Origin of the sequence: Variovorax sp. NFACC27 (assembly GCF_048301545.1) — a bacterium.
GTDB lineage: Bacteria > Pseudomonadota > Gammaproteobacteria > Burkholderiales > Burkholderiaceae_C > Variovorax > Variovorax gossypii.
The window spans coordinates 2940474-2956125 of sequence record NZ_CP157613.1; the positions used below are offsets into that span (position 1 = coordinate 2940474).

Genomic DNA, 15652 nt, shown 5'->3' on the forward strand with positions numbered 1-15652 from the left:
CGCCTCAGCAGTTGCCCTTCTTGGCCTGGCCGGGCGGGCAGAAATCGCCGCGGTCATGGCCGTGCCGGTGATCGCGTTCGTAGCGGTCGTGGCGGCGGTCTTCTTCCCATTCGCGTTCGCGGCGTGCCTCGCGGCGGGCTTCGCGGCGCCAGTCGCCGTCGTTCCAGCGCCAGCCGCCGCGGTCCTCGATCCAGCGGCCCGGTGCATACACGTAGCCCGCGCGCGCCGGTTGCCAGCCGCCCGCGTGCCATGCATAGGCACGGCCGTCCCAGACCCAGCGGCCCGGCACCCAGACGAAGCCGCCGCGCGGCGGGGGCAGGGGCTCGTAGCGCGGCGGGGGCGGGGCCGTCATCACCAGTCCGGGGACATTGATGTTGACCGAGACCTGCGCGTTGGCGGCCAGTGGGCTCGCGAGGATGGAGAGCGCGCCGGCCGCGGCCAGCATTGCGATTCGGGTTTTCATGGGGGCTCCTCTGAGTTGGTCGATTATTTATGGGAAATTTTCCCAACGCACGTAGGCGGTGTTCGGTTGTCAGCCCCCGAGCGTGGTGACAACAGTTACAGCTTCAGCGGCGAGGCGTAGCCTGTCATCTCCAGGTAGCCGCGTCCTACGCGGCGCCCCTGTGCGTCGAGCAGGTCGCTCACGCCTTCCCAGTAGACACCGCCCGTGGAGCCGCGGCTGTCCAGCTCCTGATCGTCGAGCAGGGCGCGCACCTCGAAGCTGCCGGCGGGCGTCTGTACGCGCCATCGTGTCGGGTACTTCGCCTGCGTGCGGGGGCTGTTCCAGGTCTTGAGGCCTTCGAAGCGCACTTCGTCGTTCCTGAAGATGCGGGCCGTGCCGTCGCGCGGGCGGAACGAGCCACCGGCCCACAGTGCGCTGCCGTCGCTGCGCCGCAGATGGAAGGCGGTGAGGGCGCTGCCGTCCTCGAGGTTCATGCCGATCCAGTCCCAGCCCACGGCCTCGGGGTGCATCAGCGCCTCGCTCCATTCGTGGTCCAGCCACGCGGTGCCTGCGATGTCGAAGGCCTGTCCCTTGAGCGTGAGCCTGCCCTGCGTCTTTAGCTGCGGCTCGCTGTAGTAGTAGCTGGCCTGCGACTCCTCCGGCCCTTTTCGCGAGAGACCGGCGCTGCCCTGCAGCAGCACCGGCTGCGTGGGCGTGAAGCGCAACTCAAGCGCGAACTCTCCCGCCGGAATGCGCGCGAGGTAGAGGCCGTTCTCGCGCACCAGCGACCAGTCGCGGATGCGCACGTCGGTATCGCTCGTGCTCGCCTCCGCAACGCCGAAGCCCGCGCGCGCGATGCGCTGGTCGTGCAGCAGCACGCGGCCTTCGAGGTCGGTGATCGCCGCGTGGGCGAACACGAGATGCTTCGCTGCGAAGGCCGAACGCATGTCCTGCGTGGCCTCAACGCGCGAACGGAAGAATGTCACCTGAAAGCCGAATTCACGCCCGGCCGATGTCTTCGCGTGGCCGGTGATGTACCACCACTCGGTGCGCAGCTCGGGGTGGCTGCCGAAGTCGCGCGGGAACTCCAGGCGACGCTCGGGCAATGCCCATGCGGCCAGTGGCCCCGATGCGAGCGCGGCCAGCAGCAGGCCTCGGCGCGAAAGAGAGAAAGAAGAAGGTGCTTGCTGCATGGGTGCGCCAGTCTACAAGTCGCGCCTTGTAACGCCCACGAGGTGCGCAAATCGGGATACTGTTCGCTGCCATCCATCAACGAACAAGACAAGGCAGGAGACGAGGCCCATGAAAAGAACAAACCTGCGCCCGGCATCGCGGCGCTCGTTAGGTCAAAGGCATTCCTTTCGCGCGACTGTGCTCGCATCTCTCACCGTTCTCGTGCTCGCGGGCTGTGCCTCGGGGCCTCCCGATGCGAAGACGCCGACGCGACCTTCCTCGTCCTTCGCGGTGCCCGGCCTCGAGAAACCGGCAGAGGTGCTGGTGGACCGCTGGGGCGTGCCGCATCTGTACGCGGGCACGCTCTACGACGCCTTCGTGGCGCAGGGCTTCATCGCCGCGCGCGATCGTCTCTGGCAGATGGACCTCTGGCGCAAGCGCGGCCTCGGCGAGATGGCGAAGGACTTCGGTCCCGCCTGGGTCGAGAACGATCGCGCCGCGCGCGCCGTGCTCTATCGCGGCGACATGTACCGCGAATGGCTGGCCTACGGCTCCGATGCCAAGCGCGTGGCCGAGGCCTTCACCGCCGGCGTGAATGCCTACGTGGCGCAGGTGCGTGCGCAGCCTTCGCTGCTGCCGCCGGAGTTCGCGCTGCTGGGCTACCAGCCTGCGACGTGGTCGCCCGAGGACGTGGTGCGCATCCGCCACCATGGCCTCACGCTCAACTTCACTTCCGAGATCGACCGCGCGCGTGCCTTCTGCGCAGGGGGGGCCGGCATCAAGGCCGACTGGCTGCGCCGCGAGCTCGATCCGCCGGTCAACCCGCGCGTGCCGCAGGGGCTCGACCCGTGCACCATCCCGACGGCCGAACTGCGCGCGGCCTACATGCGGGCCACCGAGGCGCCGCAGTTCAGCAAGACCAACACGAAGCTCGTCGCGACCACCGCGAGCCTGCGGCCCGATGCCGGTTCGACGGACGAGCAGCAGGCTTCGCAAGGCGACCCCACCGGCGCCTACGGCAGCAACAACTGGGTGATCTCGCCGAAGCTCACTTCCACCGGCCGGCCCATCCTGGCCAACGACCCGCACCGCGCGCACGGCGCGCCGAGCCTTCGCTACATGGCGCACCTGAGCGCGCCGGGCATGGACGTCATCGGCGCGGGCGAGCCTTTCCTGCCGGGCCTTTCGATCGGGCACAACGGCACCATCGCCTTCGGCCTCACGCGCTTCTACATGGACCAGGAAGACCTGTACGTGTACCAGCTCAACCCGCGCAACTCCAACGAGTACCGCTACCAGGGCCGTTGGGAGCCGATGGTGCGCGTCACCGAGCGCATCACGGTCAAGGGCGAGAGCGCGCCGCGCGAGGTGGTCAACACCTTCACGCGCCACGGGCCGGTGCTGCTGTCGGAGCCGGGAAAGCAGCGCGCGTTCGCGCTGCGCGCCGCGTGGCTGGAGCCCGGCATGGCGCCGTACTTCGGCTCGATGGACTACATGCGCGCGCGCAACTGGGACCAGTTCCGCGCGGCCATGAACCGCTGGGGCGCACCGGGCGAGAACCAGGTCTATGCCGACACCGGCGGCAACGTCGGCTGGATTCCCGGCGGCCTCACGCCCATCCGCCCCAACTGGGACGGGTTGATGCCCGTGCCGGGCGACGGCCGCTACGAGTGGTCGGGCTTCCGCAACGGCGACGAGCTGCCCTCGGAGTTCAACCCCGCGCGCGGCTATGTGGTGACGGCCAACGAGAACAACATTCCGCCGGACCATCCCGCGGCGAAGAAGGGCGTGGGTTACGAGTGGAGCGACGCGGCGCGCGCGCGTCGGCTCAAGGAACTGTTCGCGGCCAAGGTGGCGGCGGGCTCGCGCTTCTCCGTCGAGGACTCGGAGCGCATGCAGAACGACATCGTCGCCACGCCCGCGCAGCGGCTGCTGAAGCTGCTGTCGGGCCTGCGCAGCGACGATGCGCAGACGGCGACCGCGCTGCGCATGCTGCAGGGCTGGGACGGCACCATGGACCGTGACAGCGCCGCCGCCGCGCTCTACGAAGTGTGGAGCAGCAAGCCGCTGCGCGCCGCCGTGCTCAAGGCCGGCGCGGGTGATGCCGGCGCGGCGCTGGCCGCGCCCGGCGACAACACGCGCATGGTGCTGCTGCTGGAGAACCCGTTCGGCTGGGTCACGAACGAACAGCGCGACGCGCTGCTGCTCAAGACCCTGCCTGCTGCAATGCAGGAGCTCACAGCCAAGCTCGGCCCCGACCCTGCCGCCTGGAAGTGGGGGGCGCTGCACCGCGCCGAGTTCCGCCATCCGCTTGGCGGCGTGGTCGATGCTTCGACGCGCAAGAAGCTCGACGTGGGCGATTGGCCGATGTCCGGCTCTTCCTTCACTCCGATGGCCGCGACCTACCGGGCCAGCGACTACAAGCTGACCTCCGGTGCGTCGTTCCGCATGGTGCTGGACGTGGGCAACTGGGACGCCTCGCGCGTCATCAACGCGCCGGGCCAGTCGGGCAACCCCGAGAGCCCGAACTACCGCGACCTCGCGCCGCTGTGGCTGGAGGGCAAGTACGTGCCGCTGGTCTACAGCCGTGCCGCAGTGGAAAAGGAGACGCTGGAGCGGATCCAGCTCACGCCGGGGAAGTGAGTTCTCCTAGCGGCCGCTGACGAAAAATCCCCGATCCTGGGGATTTTTTGTTCGTGATGCCGGGGCTAGAGTCGTCCGTCGACCACTCCCCGAGGAACAGGCCGCCATGCCCACGCTCGCCGACACCCTGGACCCTGACCACAACACCTTGTGGGCGTTCAACTCGAATGCGGAAAAGCTGGCCGCGCTGCTGGACCAGGCCAACAACGTCGATCAGATCCCCACGATCAACCAGGTTTGCGCCCTCGCCACGATGTTGACGAACTACTGGACGCCCGATGCCGCGCAGCAGCGTGCGCTGGACAGGGTGATCGGTGCGTATGGGCCGCAGGGCCATGGCGGCGGCTTCCTGCAGGGGCAGGCCGCGCTGCCCTGGCGCCACTTTTCCCGCGAGCTGATCGCACTGCAGCTGGTCGTGAGGATCGTCCACTACAAGTACATCGAGCAGAAGGAACACCCGCTTTGCGGACCGGTCACGTTCATGCACGGCATCGCGCGGCGCAATATCGAGGAATACGTGCTGTACGTGACGGGCCTGGCCGAGATCCGCAGGGGCGACCTCGGGCCCAACACGGTGAAAGTCAAGTCGGGCTCGAACCTACTGGGCAAGCGTCCCAGGGCCAATGGAGCGGACCAGATCCGCGAGGCCGACTACATCGCGCTGGCCAGCCTGCGCGAAGGAAGCAACCTGCTTGCCTATCGCAGCGCCTCCACCAACAGGACGCTCGAAGGCATGTCGACGGCTACCACCATGAAGCAGTGGATGCGCGATGCCGGCTTCCGGAACGTGGAGGATCACATCCACAACGGGTGGCGCCTGGCCGGCCTGCTCAGGAAGGCCGACCGCACCAGAGTCGGCCAGAGCATCATCGAGCCGCACTTGCGGACACTGCGGCTACGGCTGGCTGGCGGCAACACCGTCATGCTGGTCGCCGCAGGCAGCCTGGGCGAGATGTCGCTCGGCAGGGACTACAGCCAGTCAGCGCTGATGCGCGTTTTCGGCGGCCACTTCATGCTGGCCCTGTCCGTCCAGATCAGCCAGACCGGCGCGACCTTCGGCCTCGTTACCTGGGGCAGGGAAAGTGCGGCGGACGTCGAGATTCCTTGGAGCAAGCTCGCGAGCTGGTATCGCGGGTACATCTGCGGGCTCCCTTGAGCTGAGGTGCCGCAGGGCTTGTCCCGACTACCAGTCTTCCTTCACTGCCAGCACCACGTCCTTGCCCGCGGCGGCCCGGCCGGCCAGCCAGGCCGTGACCGTGCCCGCGGCCACCACCGCGCCGCACAGCGCCAGCAGGCGCTCCCATGGCACCAGCAGGTCCATGGTCCAGTGGAAGCTCTGCGGGTTCACCACCTTCACGAGCACCACCGACACCGCGAGCCCGAGGCCCAGCCCCGCCACGGCGCCGATCGCGGTCCACGCCGCGCCTTCGCCCGCCACCACAGCCAGCACCTGCCGCCGCGTGAAGCCCAGGTGCGCGAGCAGCCCGAACTCCTTGCGCCGCGCCAGCACCTGCGCACTGAAGCTCGCGGCGATGCCGAACAGGCCGATGGCGATGGCCACCGCCTGCAGCCAGTAGGTCACGGCGAAGCTGCGGTCGAAGATGCGCAGCGAGGTCGTACGGATCTGTCCCACCGACGCGATCTCCACCGACCCGGCCGAGCCGTCGTCCTGGCGTGCGGCGAGTTCGCGCACGGAGTTCTGGACGGCGCCCTCCGATGCGCCGGGCGCGAGCCACAGCGCGACGTCGCTCACGTTGCGCTCGCCGGTGATGCGTTCGAAATCGCGCGCGTCCATGGTGATGGCGCCGAACTGCCGCGCGTAGTCGCGCCACACGCCGGCCACGAAGAACGACACCTGCGCCTTGCCCATGGCTCCCGACAGCGGCGCGAACGTCGTGCCCGGCTTCGCGCCGTAGAGCTCCTCCATCGGCTCGCTCACGTAGATGCCGACCTGTCCTTCGGGCACTGGCAGCGCGGAGCCCACGAGCGGCAGCGATTGCGCGGCACCGCCTTCCAGGCTGCGCGCGATCAGCGTCACCGCGGGCCGCGTCGCATCCAGCTGCAGAGACTGCGTGCGCAGCGTGCCGGTGCGCGCCACGCCGGGCAGCTGCGCCAGCGACTGCACGAAGGCCGGGGAAAAGGTCGCGGTGTCGGTGCTGCTGGCACCGCCGCTGTTGCTGCCGCGCCCGCCCGAGGTGGCGCGCACGTACAGGTCGGCGGGCAGCACCACGTCGAGCCATTGCGTCACCGAATCGCGAAAGCTCGCCACCATCACCGTGAGCGCGACGGCAAGGCTCAGGCTCGCGACCACGCCGCTGACCGCCACCGCCGCCGTGCCGCGCATGCGCCGCGCGCGTTCCACGGCCAGCATCGGCAGCACGCGCTGCGCGAACAGCGGCGCGACGCGGTCGTACAGCAGCGCGATCAGCCAGGGCAGGGCGGTGATGCCGCCCACCAGCAGGCATGCCACCGAGAGGTAGGCCGCCACCGGAATGCCGCCGATGGCGGGCAGCCTGGCCAGCACCGCGCCCAGCGCGATCAGTCCCAGCGCGAGCCAGTGGCCATTGCCCTGCGTGGGCGCCGCGCCCAGGCCCTTGAGCGTCTGCGCCTCGGGTAGCGCCTGCGCCGCGCGCGCGGGCCACCAGCCGCCGACCAGCGCGGCCAGCACGCCGAGCCCGCCGTAGAGCAGGGCGGCGCCCGCGCTCCAGTGAAGTGTGGGCGCCACGCCCTCGAAATACCCGCCGCCCAGGTCGCCGCCTAGCACGCGCAGCGCGAAGGCCGCCAGCGCCGTGCCCAGCGCGAGACCGGCAGCGCTGCCGATCAGGCCCAGCACCAGCGACTCGGCCAGCACCAGCCGCAGCCGCTCGCGCGGCGTGAGTCCGAGCACGCCGAGCAGCGCGAACTGTTGCGCCCGCTTGGCCACGCTGAGCGCCAGCACCGAGAACACCAGGAAGGCGCCCGTGAAGAGGGCCACCAGCGCCAGCACCGTGAGGTTCACGCGGTAGGCGCGCGACAGGTTGCTCACGCGCTGCGCCGCATCGCCGGGCTCGGCGAACTGTACGCCCGCGGGCCAGTCGGGCGACTTCTGCAGCGAAGCCATGAAGGCCGCCCGGTCGGTGCCGGGCGCCAGCCGGAGATCGATGCGGCTCAGCTGGCCGATGCGGCCGAAGAGTTCCTGCGCGGCCGCGATGTCCATCACCGCGAGCGCCTTGCCGCCGGCGGCCACGTGGCCGTCGACCGTGAGCGGGTGCCAGGCGTCGCCGCTGCGCAGTTGCACCGTTTCCGTGGCGCCTTCGCCGGGTGCCTGTGCAGGCAGGCCCAGCGCGTCGCGCGCCGCGAGGTTGAGGAACACGCGGCCCGGCGCGAAGAGCGCGAAGCGGTCGGCGCCCGCGGCCACCTGCGGCATCAGCGCGGGCGCGATGGTCGGCAGCACCAGTGCGTCGATGCCGATCACGCGGATCGGCACCTGTCGTTCGCCGGCCAGCGCCAATCCCTGGAACTCGAACACCGGACTCGCCAGCGCCACCTGGGGCTGCCGGGCCAGTTGCGCGAACACCGCTTCGTCGAAGCCGCCCTGCACGGCGCGCACCTCGAGGTCGGGCTCGCCGTTGACCGAGCGTACCGCGCTGGAGAACTCGTCGAGCGCAGAAGCGTTGATCAGCTGCACCGAGAAGGCCAGCGCCACGCCCAGCATCACCGCGAGCACGGCGGCCGCGTTGCGCCATGGATGGTGGCGGAGTTCCTGCCAGGAGAAGGTGGTGAGCAATGCGCGCATCGGGCCATTGTCGTCGTGGCGCTCGGGGCATGGCACGATGGCGGCTCTTCGACGACGCCTGAGGATTCCGACGATGCGGCTCCTGCCCCATGCCCCGCTGCTGTACCGTTCCTGGCTCGCGGCCTCGCTTCTCGTACCGTTGCTGGTGGCCGGCAATGCCGTCGCGCAACTGCAGCCGCAGCAGCAGACACAGCAGCCCCTGACGCTGGCGAGCGATCCGGCAGTCCTGGCCAGGGCCGCGCTCGGCGCGGAGCGCGGCACGCTGGTCGTCGGCACGCTGCGCAACGGGCAGGCGGCCTACGGCGCGGCCTACAACCCCGAGCCGCCTTCGGCCCCGCGCGCCATCGCGGCCGGCAGCGCCGAGCAGCCGATGTTCGAGATCGGCTCCGTCACCAAGGTGTTCACCGGCCTGCTGCTCGCGCAGGCGGTGCAGCGTGGCGACCTGAAGCTCGAGGACACCGTGGGCAAGCTGCTCGCCGGCAAGGTCGAGGGCCTCTCGCCGGCGGTGGCTTCGGTCACGCTGCGCCAGCTCGTCACCCACACCGGCTGCATGCCCGTGATGGCCGACGGCGTGACCGGCGGCGCGCCGCTCGTCGAGCAGTTCCACTCCTTCGACAAGCCCCTGTTCTGGGCCGCGCTCGCGCGCATCAGGCTCACGGCCGCGGCGCCGCCGTGCGAGGGCGCGTACAGCAACTTCGGCATGGCGCTGCTCGGCCAGCTGCTCGCCGAGCACTACGACACCTCGTGGGGCGAACTGGTGCGCGCGCGCATCACCGAGCCGCTGGGCATGAACGACACCGTCATCACGCTCGGCGACAAGGCCTCGCGCATGGCGCCGGCCTTCGCCGGCGACCGCCGCCAGCCGCTGTTCGACATGCAGGCCTACGCGCCCGCCAGCGCGTTGCGCTCCACGGCCGCCGACATGATGACCTTCAGCCGCGCCGTCCTCGCGGGGGCCAATGGCCCCCTGGGCCCGGCCGCCGCGCGCATGCTGACGCCGCTGGCGCGCTACGAGGGTGCCGAGATCGGCTACGCGGTGATGGTGCGCGGCCCCGAGGGCGGCCGGCGCACCTACTACCACGCAGGAGTCACCGAGGGCTACCGCACGCTGTGGCTGCTCGCGCCCGACACGGGCGAGGCGATGATCGTTCTCAGCAGCAACGCGCGCGCGCCGATGCAGTCGGTGATGCTGGCCATCGGCAAGAGCCGCTACCCGGTGCCGACGACGGAAGTGCCCCTCGACCCGAAGCGGCTCGACGACTACAAGGGCGAGTACCGCGTGACGAAGTCCAAGTCGCTGAGCTTCGCCGTGCGCAGCGGCAGGCTGCTGGTGCGCGAGACGGGGCGCGGCTACAGCGCGCTCACGCCCACGGGCGCCGACCGTTTCGCCGTGACCGCCATCGGAGCGCAAGTCGTGTTCCGTCGGGACGCGTCGAACGCGGTGGTCGCCGTGTCGCTGATGCAGGGAGGCAGCCAGCTCGACGGTCGCCGGGTGGGCGAGGCGGCCGCCGTCACGCAGGAGTGACCGACGGGCTCAGCCCGTCGACAGCGCCAGCAGCTCGCCGGCCATCCGTTCGATGTCGTCGCGCATCACGAGCTTGTCGAGCCAGTCGCGCGGAATGGCGTCGACACCGTAGAAGGCGCCCGCGAGCTGGCCGCAGATGGCTGCCGTGGTGTCCGCGTCGTCGCCGAGGTTGGTTGCGGCGAGCACGGCCTCTTCGAAGGAGCCGGTGTTCGCGAAGCACCAGAGCGCTGCTTCGAGCGACTCGACGCAGTAGCCCGATCCCCTGATCTGCTCGACGGGCTTCGAGGCGTAGGCGCCGCCCGCCAGCGCCGCGACCTTCGCGCTCAGCGGCGCCAGCGGTTCGGTCGAGAGGATCGCAGCCTTGTCTTCGCCGCGCAGTGCCGAACGCAGTTGCAGCGCGAAGAGCTGCGAGCATTCGATGGCTTCCTGCGCGCCGTGCGTGGTGCGCGTGCTCTCGCCGGCCTGCTTCCAGGCGGCCTCCGCGCTGGCCGCGTAGAACATCGGCACCGGGGCGAGGCGCATCAATGCGCCGTTGCCGGCGGTGCGCGGATCGGGGTCGCCGGCGAAGGGGTCGCCCGATGCGAGGTAGCGGGTGAGTGCGCCCGACACCGTCAGGCCGATGTCGAAGCAGTTGCCGGTGCTGCTCATGTAGCCCACGCTGCGCCAGTTGCAATACCGGTTCATCTGGTCGACCGCGTCGAAGCCCTTGCAGTGGATCAGGCTCGCCGCCAGGCACAGGGCCATCGAGGTGTCGTCGGTCCATTCGCCGGCGATCAGCCCGAAGGGGCCGCCGCCGTGCATGCCGGTGACCGGAGCGAAGCTGCCGCGCGAGCGGAACTCGACCGTGGTGCCCACCGCGTCGCCGCAGGCCAGGCCGAGCAGGCAGCCCTGGTAGCGCTCGATGGCGTTCACTGCTGCTGCCTCAGCGCATTGCGCGCGGCCATGAGCGCGAAGCCCAGCAGGTTGAGCCCCTTCCATTCGCGCGGGTCCTGTGCCGAAGGGCTGTTGGCCGCAAGCCCGATGCCCCAGATCGGGTCGACCGGGCTGGCTTCCACCAGCACCTGATGTCCGGTGCCGAGCAGGAAGGCGCCGAGCTCCGCGTTCTGCGCGAACTTGGCGATGTTGCCCTGCGTCACGATGTCCAGCCGCGCGGCAACCCACGCGGCCTCGTCGAAGCCGCGGATCTGCCGGCCCAGCTTCTTCGCCTCGCCGGGCGTGCGCGCGGCCAGGATGTGTTCGCAGACTTCGTTGTCACCGAACAGGCGTGCCTTGCCCGCCATCATGAAGTGCTCGGCCGTGCGGTACGAGACGCCGTCGACCTTGAACGCGGCCTCGAACCATTGGCTGAAGCAGCTCTTGTTCACGCCGGTCTTCGGTGCCTGGTGGCCCCAGAACAGCAGGTACTCGGGGCGATGGCCCTGCGCGAAGTAGGCGGGCAGGTCGCGGGTGCTGCGGGGTACGGTCGTCATTTCTTCTTTTCTCCTTCTCAGCCGATGACGAGCGGGTGCTCGACCGGGAGTTCCAGTTCGGGGTTGTTGTCCTGTGCCAGCGGGCGTTGTGCGTCCCCGAAGGCGCGCATGTCGATGACCTCCAGCAGCTCTTCGTGCGCGAATGCGGCCAACGTGCGGCCACGCAGTCCGAGCTGAATCGCGCGGCGTTCCAGCTTGCCGCCCTTCGGCGAGTGGTCGGGGTCCCATTGCAGGCGGACCTCGGACCGCTCCACGGCCTCCTGCCACGCTTCGGGGCTCGGGTAGCTCGCCGCATCGAAGGTCGACGGCACCGCCTCGCGCACCACGCGCTCGAAGAACGTGCGGCGCAACCGCAGGCCCAGCGTGACCTCCTGGCCTTCCTTGGTGCCCCAGCCCGAGCGGTACATCATCCAGAGGAAGTTCGGCTTGATCCAGCTCATGCGCGAGAGACTGAAGTCCGGCCCATCGAGTCGGCCGTGGCGGATGGCGTACTCGCCGATGGCGGAGCGATAGGCCTGGTAGACGATGACCGACGACTCGTCGTGATGAGCGAGGATGTGCCTGCCGCTTTGCGGCCAGCGTGCGCGCTGGGTGAGGTGCCGCTCGGTGGGCAGGGGTGTGACAGCGTCGTGCATTTCGTTCTTCTTTCCTTGTAGTTCTTGTTGCTCGGCTCTTATTCTGATGATAGTTGCTCTGTGCAACTAATTAAGGGTTGTATAGTACAACTAATAAACCGCGAGTCAAGCAACCTGTGAACCAGCCTTCTTCGAAGTTCCCGCCACTGACCTTCCCGCGTCCGCTGGTCACGGTCGACGTGGTGATGTTCACCGTGCTCGACGAAGCCCTGCAGGTCCTGCTGGTGAAGCGGCCGGCCGACAGCGAGGAGCCGTTTCCCGGCAAGTGGGCCTTGCCGGGCGGCTTCGTGAACATCGACGAGGACGCGACGCTGCTCGACTGCGCGCTGCGCAAGCTGCGCGAGAAGACCGGCGTGATCACGCCTTATCTCGAGCAACTCGGCAGCTGGGGCGGAGCGCAGCGCGACCCTCGGGGCTGGTCGGCCACGCACTGCTTCTATGCACTGATCCCCGCGCAGGCGATGCAGCTGCGCAGCGGCGCCAATGCGGCCGAGGTGGCGTGGTTCGAGGTCGATGCGGCTTCGCGCAAGCGGCTGGCCTTCGACCACGGCGAGCTGCTCGATGCGGCGGTCGCGCGGCTGCGCAGCAAGGTCGAGTACACCTCGCTGCCGGCCTTCCTGCTGGAGGAACCGTTCACGCTGCCGGCGCTGCAGCACACCTACGAAGTCGTGCTGGGCCGCGACATCGACAAGAGCGCCTTCCGAAAGCGCATGCTCGACGGTGGTTTCATGGAAGAGGCCGGCATGGTCACCGGCAGTCTCGGCCGGCCGGCCATGAGCTACCGGCTGCGCGACCGATCGCAGGCTGCGCTGTTCCCGCGCACCTTCAACGCGACGAAGTAGTTCCGGGCTTCAGAGCCGGTCCGACATCGCGTGCAGGTACGCGCGCACGGCGGCGTTCGTGCTCAGGCCGATGGCCCTGTCGAATGCCTGGCGCGCGGCGGAGCGTGCGCCGCCGGCCGCGAGCAGATGGGCGCGCGCCGCCCAATACGGCTGGTAGTTCGCCACGTCCTGCGCGGGAATGGCTTCGAGCGCTCGAAGGCCGATCTCGGGGCCGCGCGCGTTCGCGAGCGCGCAAGCAAGGCTGACCTGCGCGCCGATGCTGGAGCGCAGCGCCAGCAGTCCTTCGTACAGCGACACCAACGCCTCGGGCGGCACCGGCGCGCCCACCCGGCGCTCGCAATGGGCCGACTGGATCGCGGCCTCGAGCTGGTAGGCGCCCAGCGATTTCATTTCCGACGCACGGCGCAGGCAGAACTCCGCCTCCGCGAGCAGATCAGGGTCCCAGCGCAGCGGGTCTTGTTGATCGAGCGGCACGTAGGCGCCGGTGTCGCTGCGGCGTGCCGCCATGCGGGCCTCGCAGAACAGCATCAGCGCCAGCAGGCCCAACGGTTCGGGCTCGGCCGGCATCAGGCCGCAGAGGATGCGGCAGAGGTCGATGGCCTCGGTCGTGAGGCCGCGGGGCAGGGCGTCGGCGCCGTCGACGTCGTCCCAGCCCGTGCCGTAGGCCGCATAGATGCCGTCGAGCACGTCCTGCAGCCGCTGCGGCAGGTCGCGCGCCTGCGGGTATTCGAAGGGAACGCCGGCGGCGCGGATGCGGGCCTTGGCGCGCACCAGCCTCTGGCCGAGCGTGGAGGGCGCGGTCAGGAAGGCGCCGGCCATGCGCGCTGCATCGAGGCCGAGCACGGTCTGCAGCATGAGCGGCGCGCGCGCCGCGGCGTCAACGGCAGGATGCGCGCACACGAAGAGCAGGCGCAGCCGCTCGTCGGGAATGGCGCTGCTGCCGTCGGCGGCGTCGTCGACTTCGCCGGCTAGCAGCAGCAGGGTCTGGGTGGCCTGGTCCTGTACGCGGCTGTGGCGCCAGGCGTCGAGCTTGCGGTGTCGCGCCACGCTCAGCAGCCAGGCGTCGGGCTGCACCGGAATGCCGTCGGCGGGCCAGCGTTCGAGCGCGCGGGCGAAGGCATCGGCGAGCGCGTCTTCCGATGCGGCGATGTCATGGGTGCGCGCCGAGAGGATGGCCAGCAGCCGGCCATACGACTCGCGCGCCGCCCGCTCGGCGGCCCTGCCGACCGCCGGGTCGTTCATGCGGCAGCCAGGGCCGTGGCGACGAAGACGGGCCGCACCTCCACCCCGCCGCTGGTCGCGCAGGGCGCGCGCGCCGCCCATTCGAGCGCGGCGTCGAGGTCGGGCACGTCGATCACGAAGTAGCCGCCGAGCTGTTCCTTGGTGTCGGCGAAGGGGCCGTCCTGCACCTGGCGCTTGTCGCCGCGCACGCGCAGCGTGGTGCCGGTCATGGGAGGGAAGAGGCCGTGGCCGCCGAGCGAGATGCCCGACTGGCGCACGGCGTCGGCATACGCGACCCAACTGGCCCGGTAGGCCTGCGCGGATGCGTCCTCGCGGTGCTCGAATTCGGCCGCGGGCTGATAGAACATCAACATGTACTGCATGGTGTTTCTCCGTCGTGGAAAAGCTTGCTGAGCAGGATCGCTCACCACAATGACGGCCCGCCGGCGGTCATTTCGACACGGGCTTCGTGCCGAGCAGAATATTTTTTACGCGAACGCCCGCCGGCGCAACGGTGGCTGCACCGAGGCGGGCGGGTTCTCAGCTGGCGGTCAGGCGGCCTGGGCCTGGGCCCGCACCGGGGCCTGGGGCGCGAACAGCGCCTCCATCTCGCTGCGCACCTTGTAGGCGGCAGTGGTGGTGTCGATGGCCACGTCGGCCCAGCTCAGGCTCTGGCCCTTCTTCACCGGGCGCGCCAGCCTGACGTTGTGCGCCAGCCCCAGCGGCAGGCCGCCCAGCCGCAGCGAGCGGTCGGCCGGCAGCAGCTTGCCCCAGACGGTGTAGCCGCCTTCGCCGTCGAGCATCTCGCCGGCGGCGAGGTCGCGCTTGGCGGTGGCGACCACGTCGGCATTCCAGCAGGTGGCCACGCCGGTGGGCTCGCCGCGCAGAGCGACGCTTGCCACCGACATGCCCACTTCGAGCCCGATCAGGTGCCAGCGCTTGTAGAGCGTGAAGTAACGCCCGCTCGGATCGGTGTGGGCGTTGTACTCCTCGAAGCAGTTCCTGATGTAGTCGGTCTCGGCCTCGACCGTGACCCACACGCCCATGCGGATGTCGTACGGGATCTTCCGTCCGTCGGCTTCCAGCGAGGAGATCACCTCGACCATGCCCTTGCGCTCGAGCACGCCGCCTTCGCTCCTCGGCCGCGTGACGAAGGGAATGTCCTCCACGCTCGCGGGTGGGTAGAGCAGGCCGTCCGAGGGCACGGTGAGCCCGGTGGCGTTGGCCACCGCCGAGCTTTCGATCGAAGGCTTGGAGCCGTCGAGGAAGCTGTTGAACATCTTGGGGTTGAGCCCGCCGCGCTTCGCCTGTTCGGGCGTGAGGCCGTAGTTGCCCCATACCGTCTCGGGCGTCGATTCGGTGAAGTGCGGCAGCCACTTGTGGCCGCGCCCGGCCGCCACCACAGGAAAGCCGCAGGTGCGCGCCCAGTCGACCAGGTCGCAGATCAGCGCCGGCTGGTCGCCGAAGGCCAGCGAATAGACAACGCCGGCCTGCTGCGCCTTGCGCGCGAGCAGCGGGCCGCAGAAGGCGTCGGCCTCCACGGTCACGTTCACCACGTGCTTGCCGTGCGCGAACGCGTCGAGGCAATGGTCCACGGCGGCGATGGGGTTGCCCGTGCACTCGACCACGATGTCGATGGAAGGCTCGCGCGTCACGGCCTGCCAGTCGTCGGTGATCCAGGTGGTGCCGAGCTTCAGCGCCTCATGCACCGAGGCGGCCGCGGCGCGCTCGCGCTGCCAGCCCACGCGCTCGAGGTTGACGCGGGCCGCGTCCGGCGACAGGTCGGCTATCGCCACCAGCTGCACGCCGGGCGTGCGCGGAATCTGCGCGAGATACATCGCGCCGAACTTGCCGGCGCCGATCAGGCCGACGCGGATGGGGCGGCCTTCGGCGGCGCGCTGTTGCAGGCGGGAATGGAGGCTCATGT

The 15652-nt window shown here is 69.8% G+C and carries 13 protein-coding genes; 4 read left to right on the plus strand and 9 right to left on the minus strand.

Annotated features, from left to right (window positions below; genetic code table 11):
• Positions 1-4: 4 nt before the first annotated feature.
• Positions 5-463, minus strand: coding sequence for a YXWGXW repeat-containing protein (locus ABL840_RS13735; RefSeq protein WP_093204868.1), 459 nt, complete (start codon positions 461-463; stop codon positions 5-7).
• A 95-nt stretch (positions 464-558) separates the two neighbouring features.
• Positions 559-1635 carry a lipocalin-like domain-containing protein gene (locus ABL840_RS13740; protein ID WP_093300631.1) on the minus strand — a complete coding sequence of 359 codons (1077 nt, stop codon included), beginning with the start codon at positions 1633-1635 and terminating at the stop codon, positions 559-561.
• 109 nt (positions 1636-1744) lie between these two features.
• On the opposite strand from ABL840_RS13740, the gene ABL840_RS13745 reads away from it, so the two are divergent.
• On the plus strand, positions 1745-4258 hold the full coding sequence (locus ABL840_RS13745; RefSeq protein ID WP_093300629.1) for a penicillin acylase family protein: 2514 nt from the start codon (positions 1745-1747) through the stop codon (positions 4256-4258).
• A gap of 106 nt (positions 4259-4364) precedes the next feature.
• The gene (locus ABL840_RS13750) at positions 4365-5414 is read left to right on the plus strand and encodes a hypothetical protein (RefSeq protein WP_093300628.1); all 1050 of its coding nucleotides are present in this window, start codon (positions 4365-4367) and stop codon (positions 5412-5414) included.
• Between the two features lie 27 nt (positions 5415-5441).
• Here the strand turns inward: ABL840_RS13750 and ABL840_RS13755 are convergent, their stop codons facing one another.
• Entirely contained in the window at positions 5442-8033 is a 2592-nt protein-coding gene (locus ABL840_RS13755; protein WP_093300627.1) for an ABC transporter permease, read from the minus strand.
• 73 nt (positions 8034-8106) lie between these two features.
• On the opposite strand from ABL840_RS13755, the gene ABL840_RS13760 reads away from it, so the two are divergent.
• The gene (locus ABL840_RS13760; RefSeq protein ID WP_093300625.1) at positions 8107-9558 is read left to right on the plus strand and encodes a serine hydrolase domain-containing protein; all 1452 of its coding nucleotides are present in this window, start codon (positions 8107-8109) and stop codon (positions 9556-9558) included.
• Between the two features lie 9 nt (positions 9559-9567).
• On the opposite strand, the gene ABL840_RS13765 is transcribed toward ABL840_RS13760, so the two are convergent.
• From ABL840_RS13765 to ABL840_RS13775, 3 genes are read right to left on the minus strand one after another with little or no spacing between them, the layout of a single operon-like run.
• Positions 9568-10470 carry an ADP-ribosylglycohydrolase family protein gene (locus ABL840_RS13765; RefSeq protein WP_093300624.1) on the minus strand — a complete coding sequence of 301 codons (903 nt, stop codon included), beginning with the start codon at positions 10468-10470 and terminating at the stop codon, positions 9568-9570.
• Positions 10467-11027, minus strand: coding sequence for an NADAR family protein (locus ABL840_RS13770; RefSeq protein ID WP_093300622.1), 561 nt, complete (start codon positions 11025-11027; stop codon positions 10467-10469). The genes ABL840_RS13765 and ABL840_RS13770 overlap by 4 nt, the downstream gene beginning before the upstream one ends.
• A 17-nt stretch (positions 11028-11044) precedes the next feature.
• Positions 11045-11662 (minus strand): DUF4291 domain-containing protein, encoded by a 618-nt coding sequence (locus ABL840_RS13775; RefSeq protein ID WP_093300621.1) that lies wholly within the window; start codon positions 11660-11662, stop codon positions 11045-11047.
• Positions 11663-11778: 116 nt separating this feature from the next.
• On the opposite strand from ABL840_RS13775, the gene ABL840_RS13780 reads away from it, so the two are divergent.
• A complete protein-coding gene (locus ABL840_RS13780; protein ID WP_093300619.1) occupies positions 11779-12504 on the plus strand; it encodes an NUDIX hydrolase in 726 nt (241 codons plus the stop codon).
• 9 nt (positions 12505-12513) lie between these two features.
• Here the strand turns inward: ABL840_RS13780 and ABL840_RS13785 are convergent, their stop codons facing one another.
• From ABL840_RS13785 to ABL840_RS13795, 3 genes are all read right to left on the minus strand, one after another.
• Positions 12514-13746, minus strand: coding sequence for an RNA polymerase sigma factor (locus ABL840_RS13785; protein WP_093300618.1), 1233 nt, complete (start codon positions 13744-13746; stop codon positions 12514-12516).
• Positions 13743-14108: a YciI family protein gene (locus ABL840_RS13790; protein WP_093300616.1), complete on the minus strand. Its 366-nt coding sequence runs from the start codon at positions 14106-14108 to the stop codon at positions 13743-13745. Before ABL840_RS13790 ends, ABL840_RS13785 begins: the two co-directional genes overlap by 4 nt.
• A gap of 168 nt (positions 14109-14276) precedes the next feature.
• Positions 14277-15650, minus strand: coding sequence for an NAD(P)H-dependent oxidoreductase (locus ABL840_RS13795; protein WP_093300615.1), 1374 nt, complete (start codon positions 15648-15650; stop codon positions 14277-14279).
• Positions 15651-15652 lie beyond the last annotated feature (2 nt).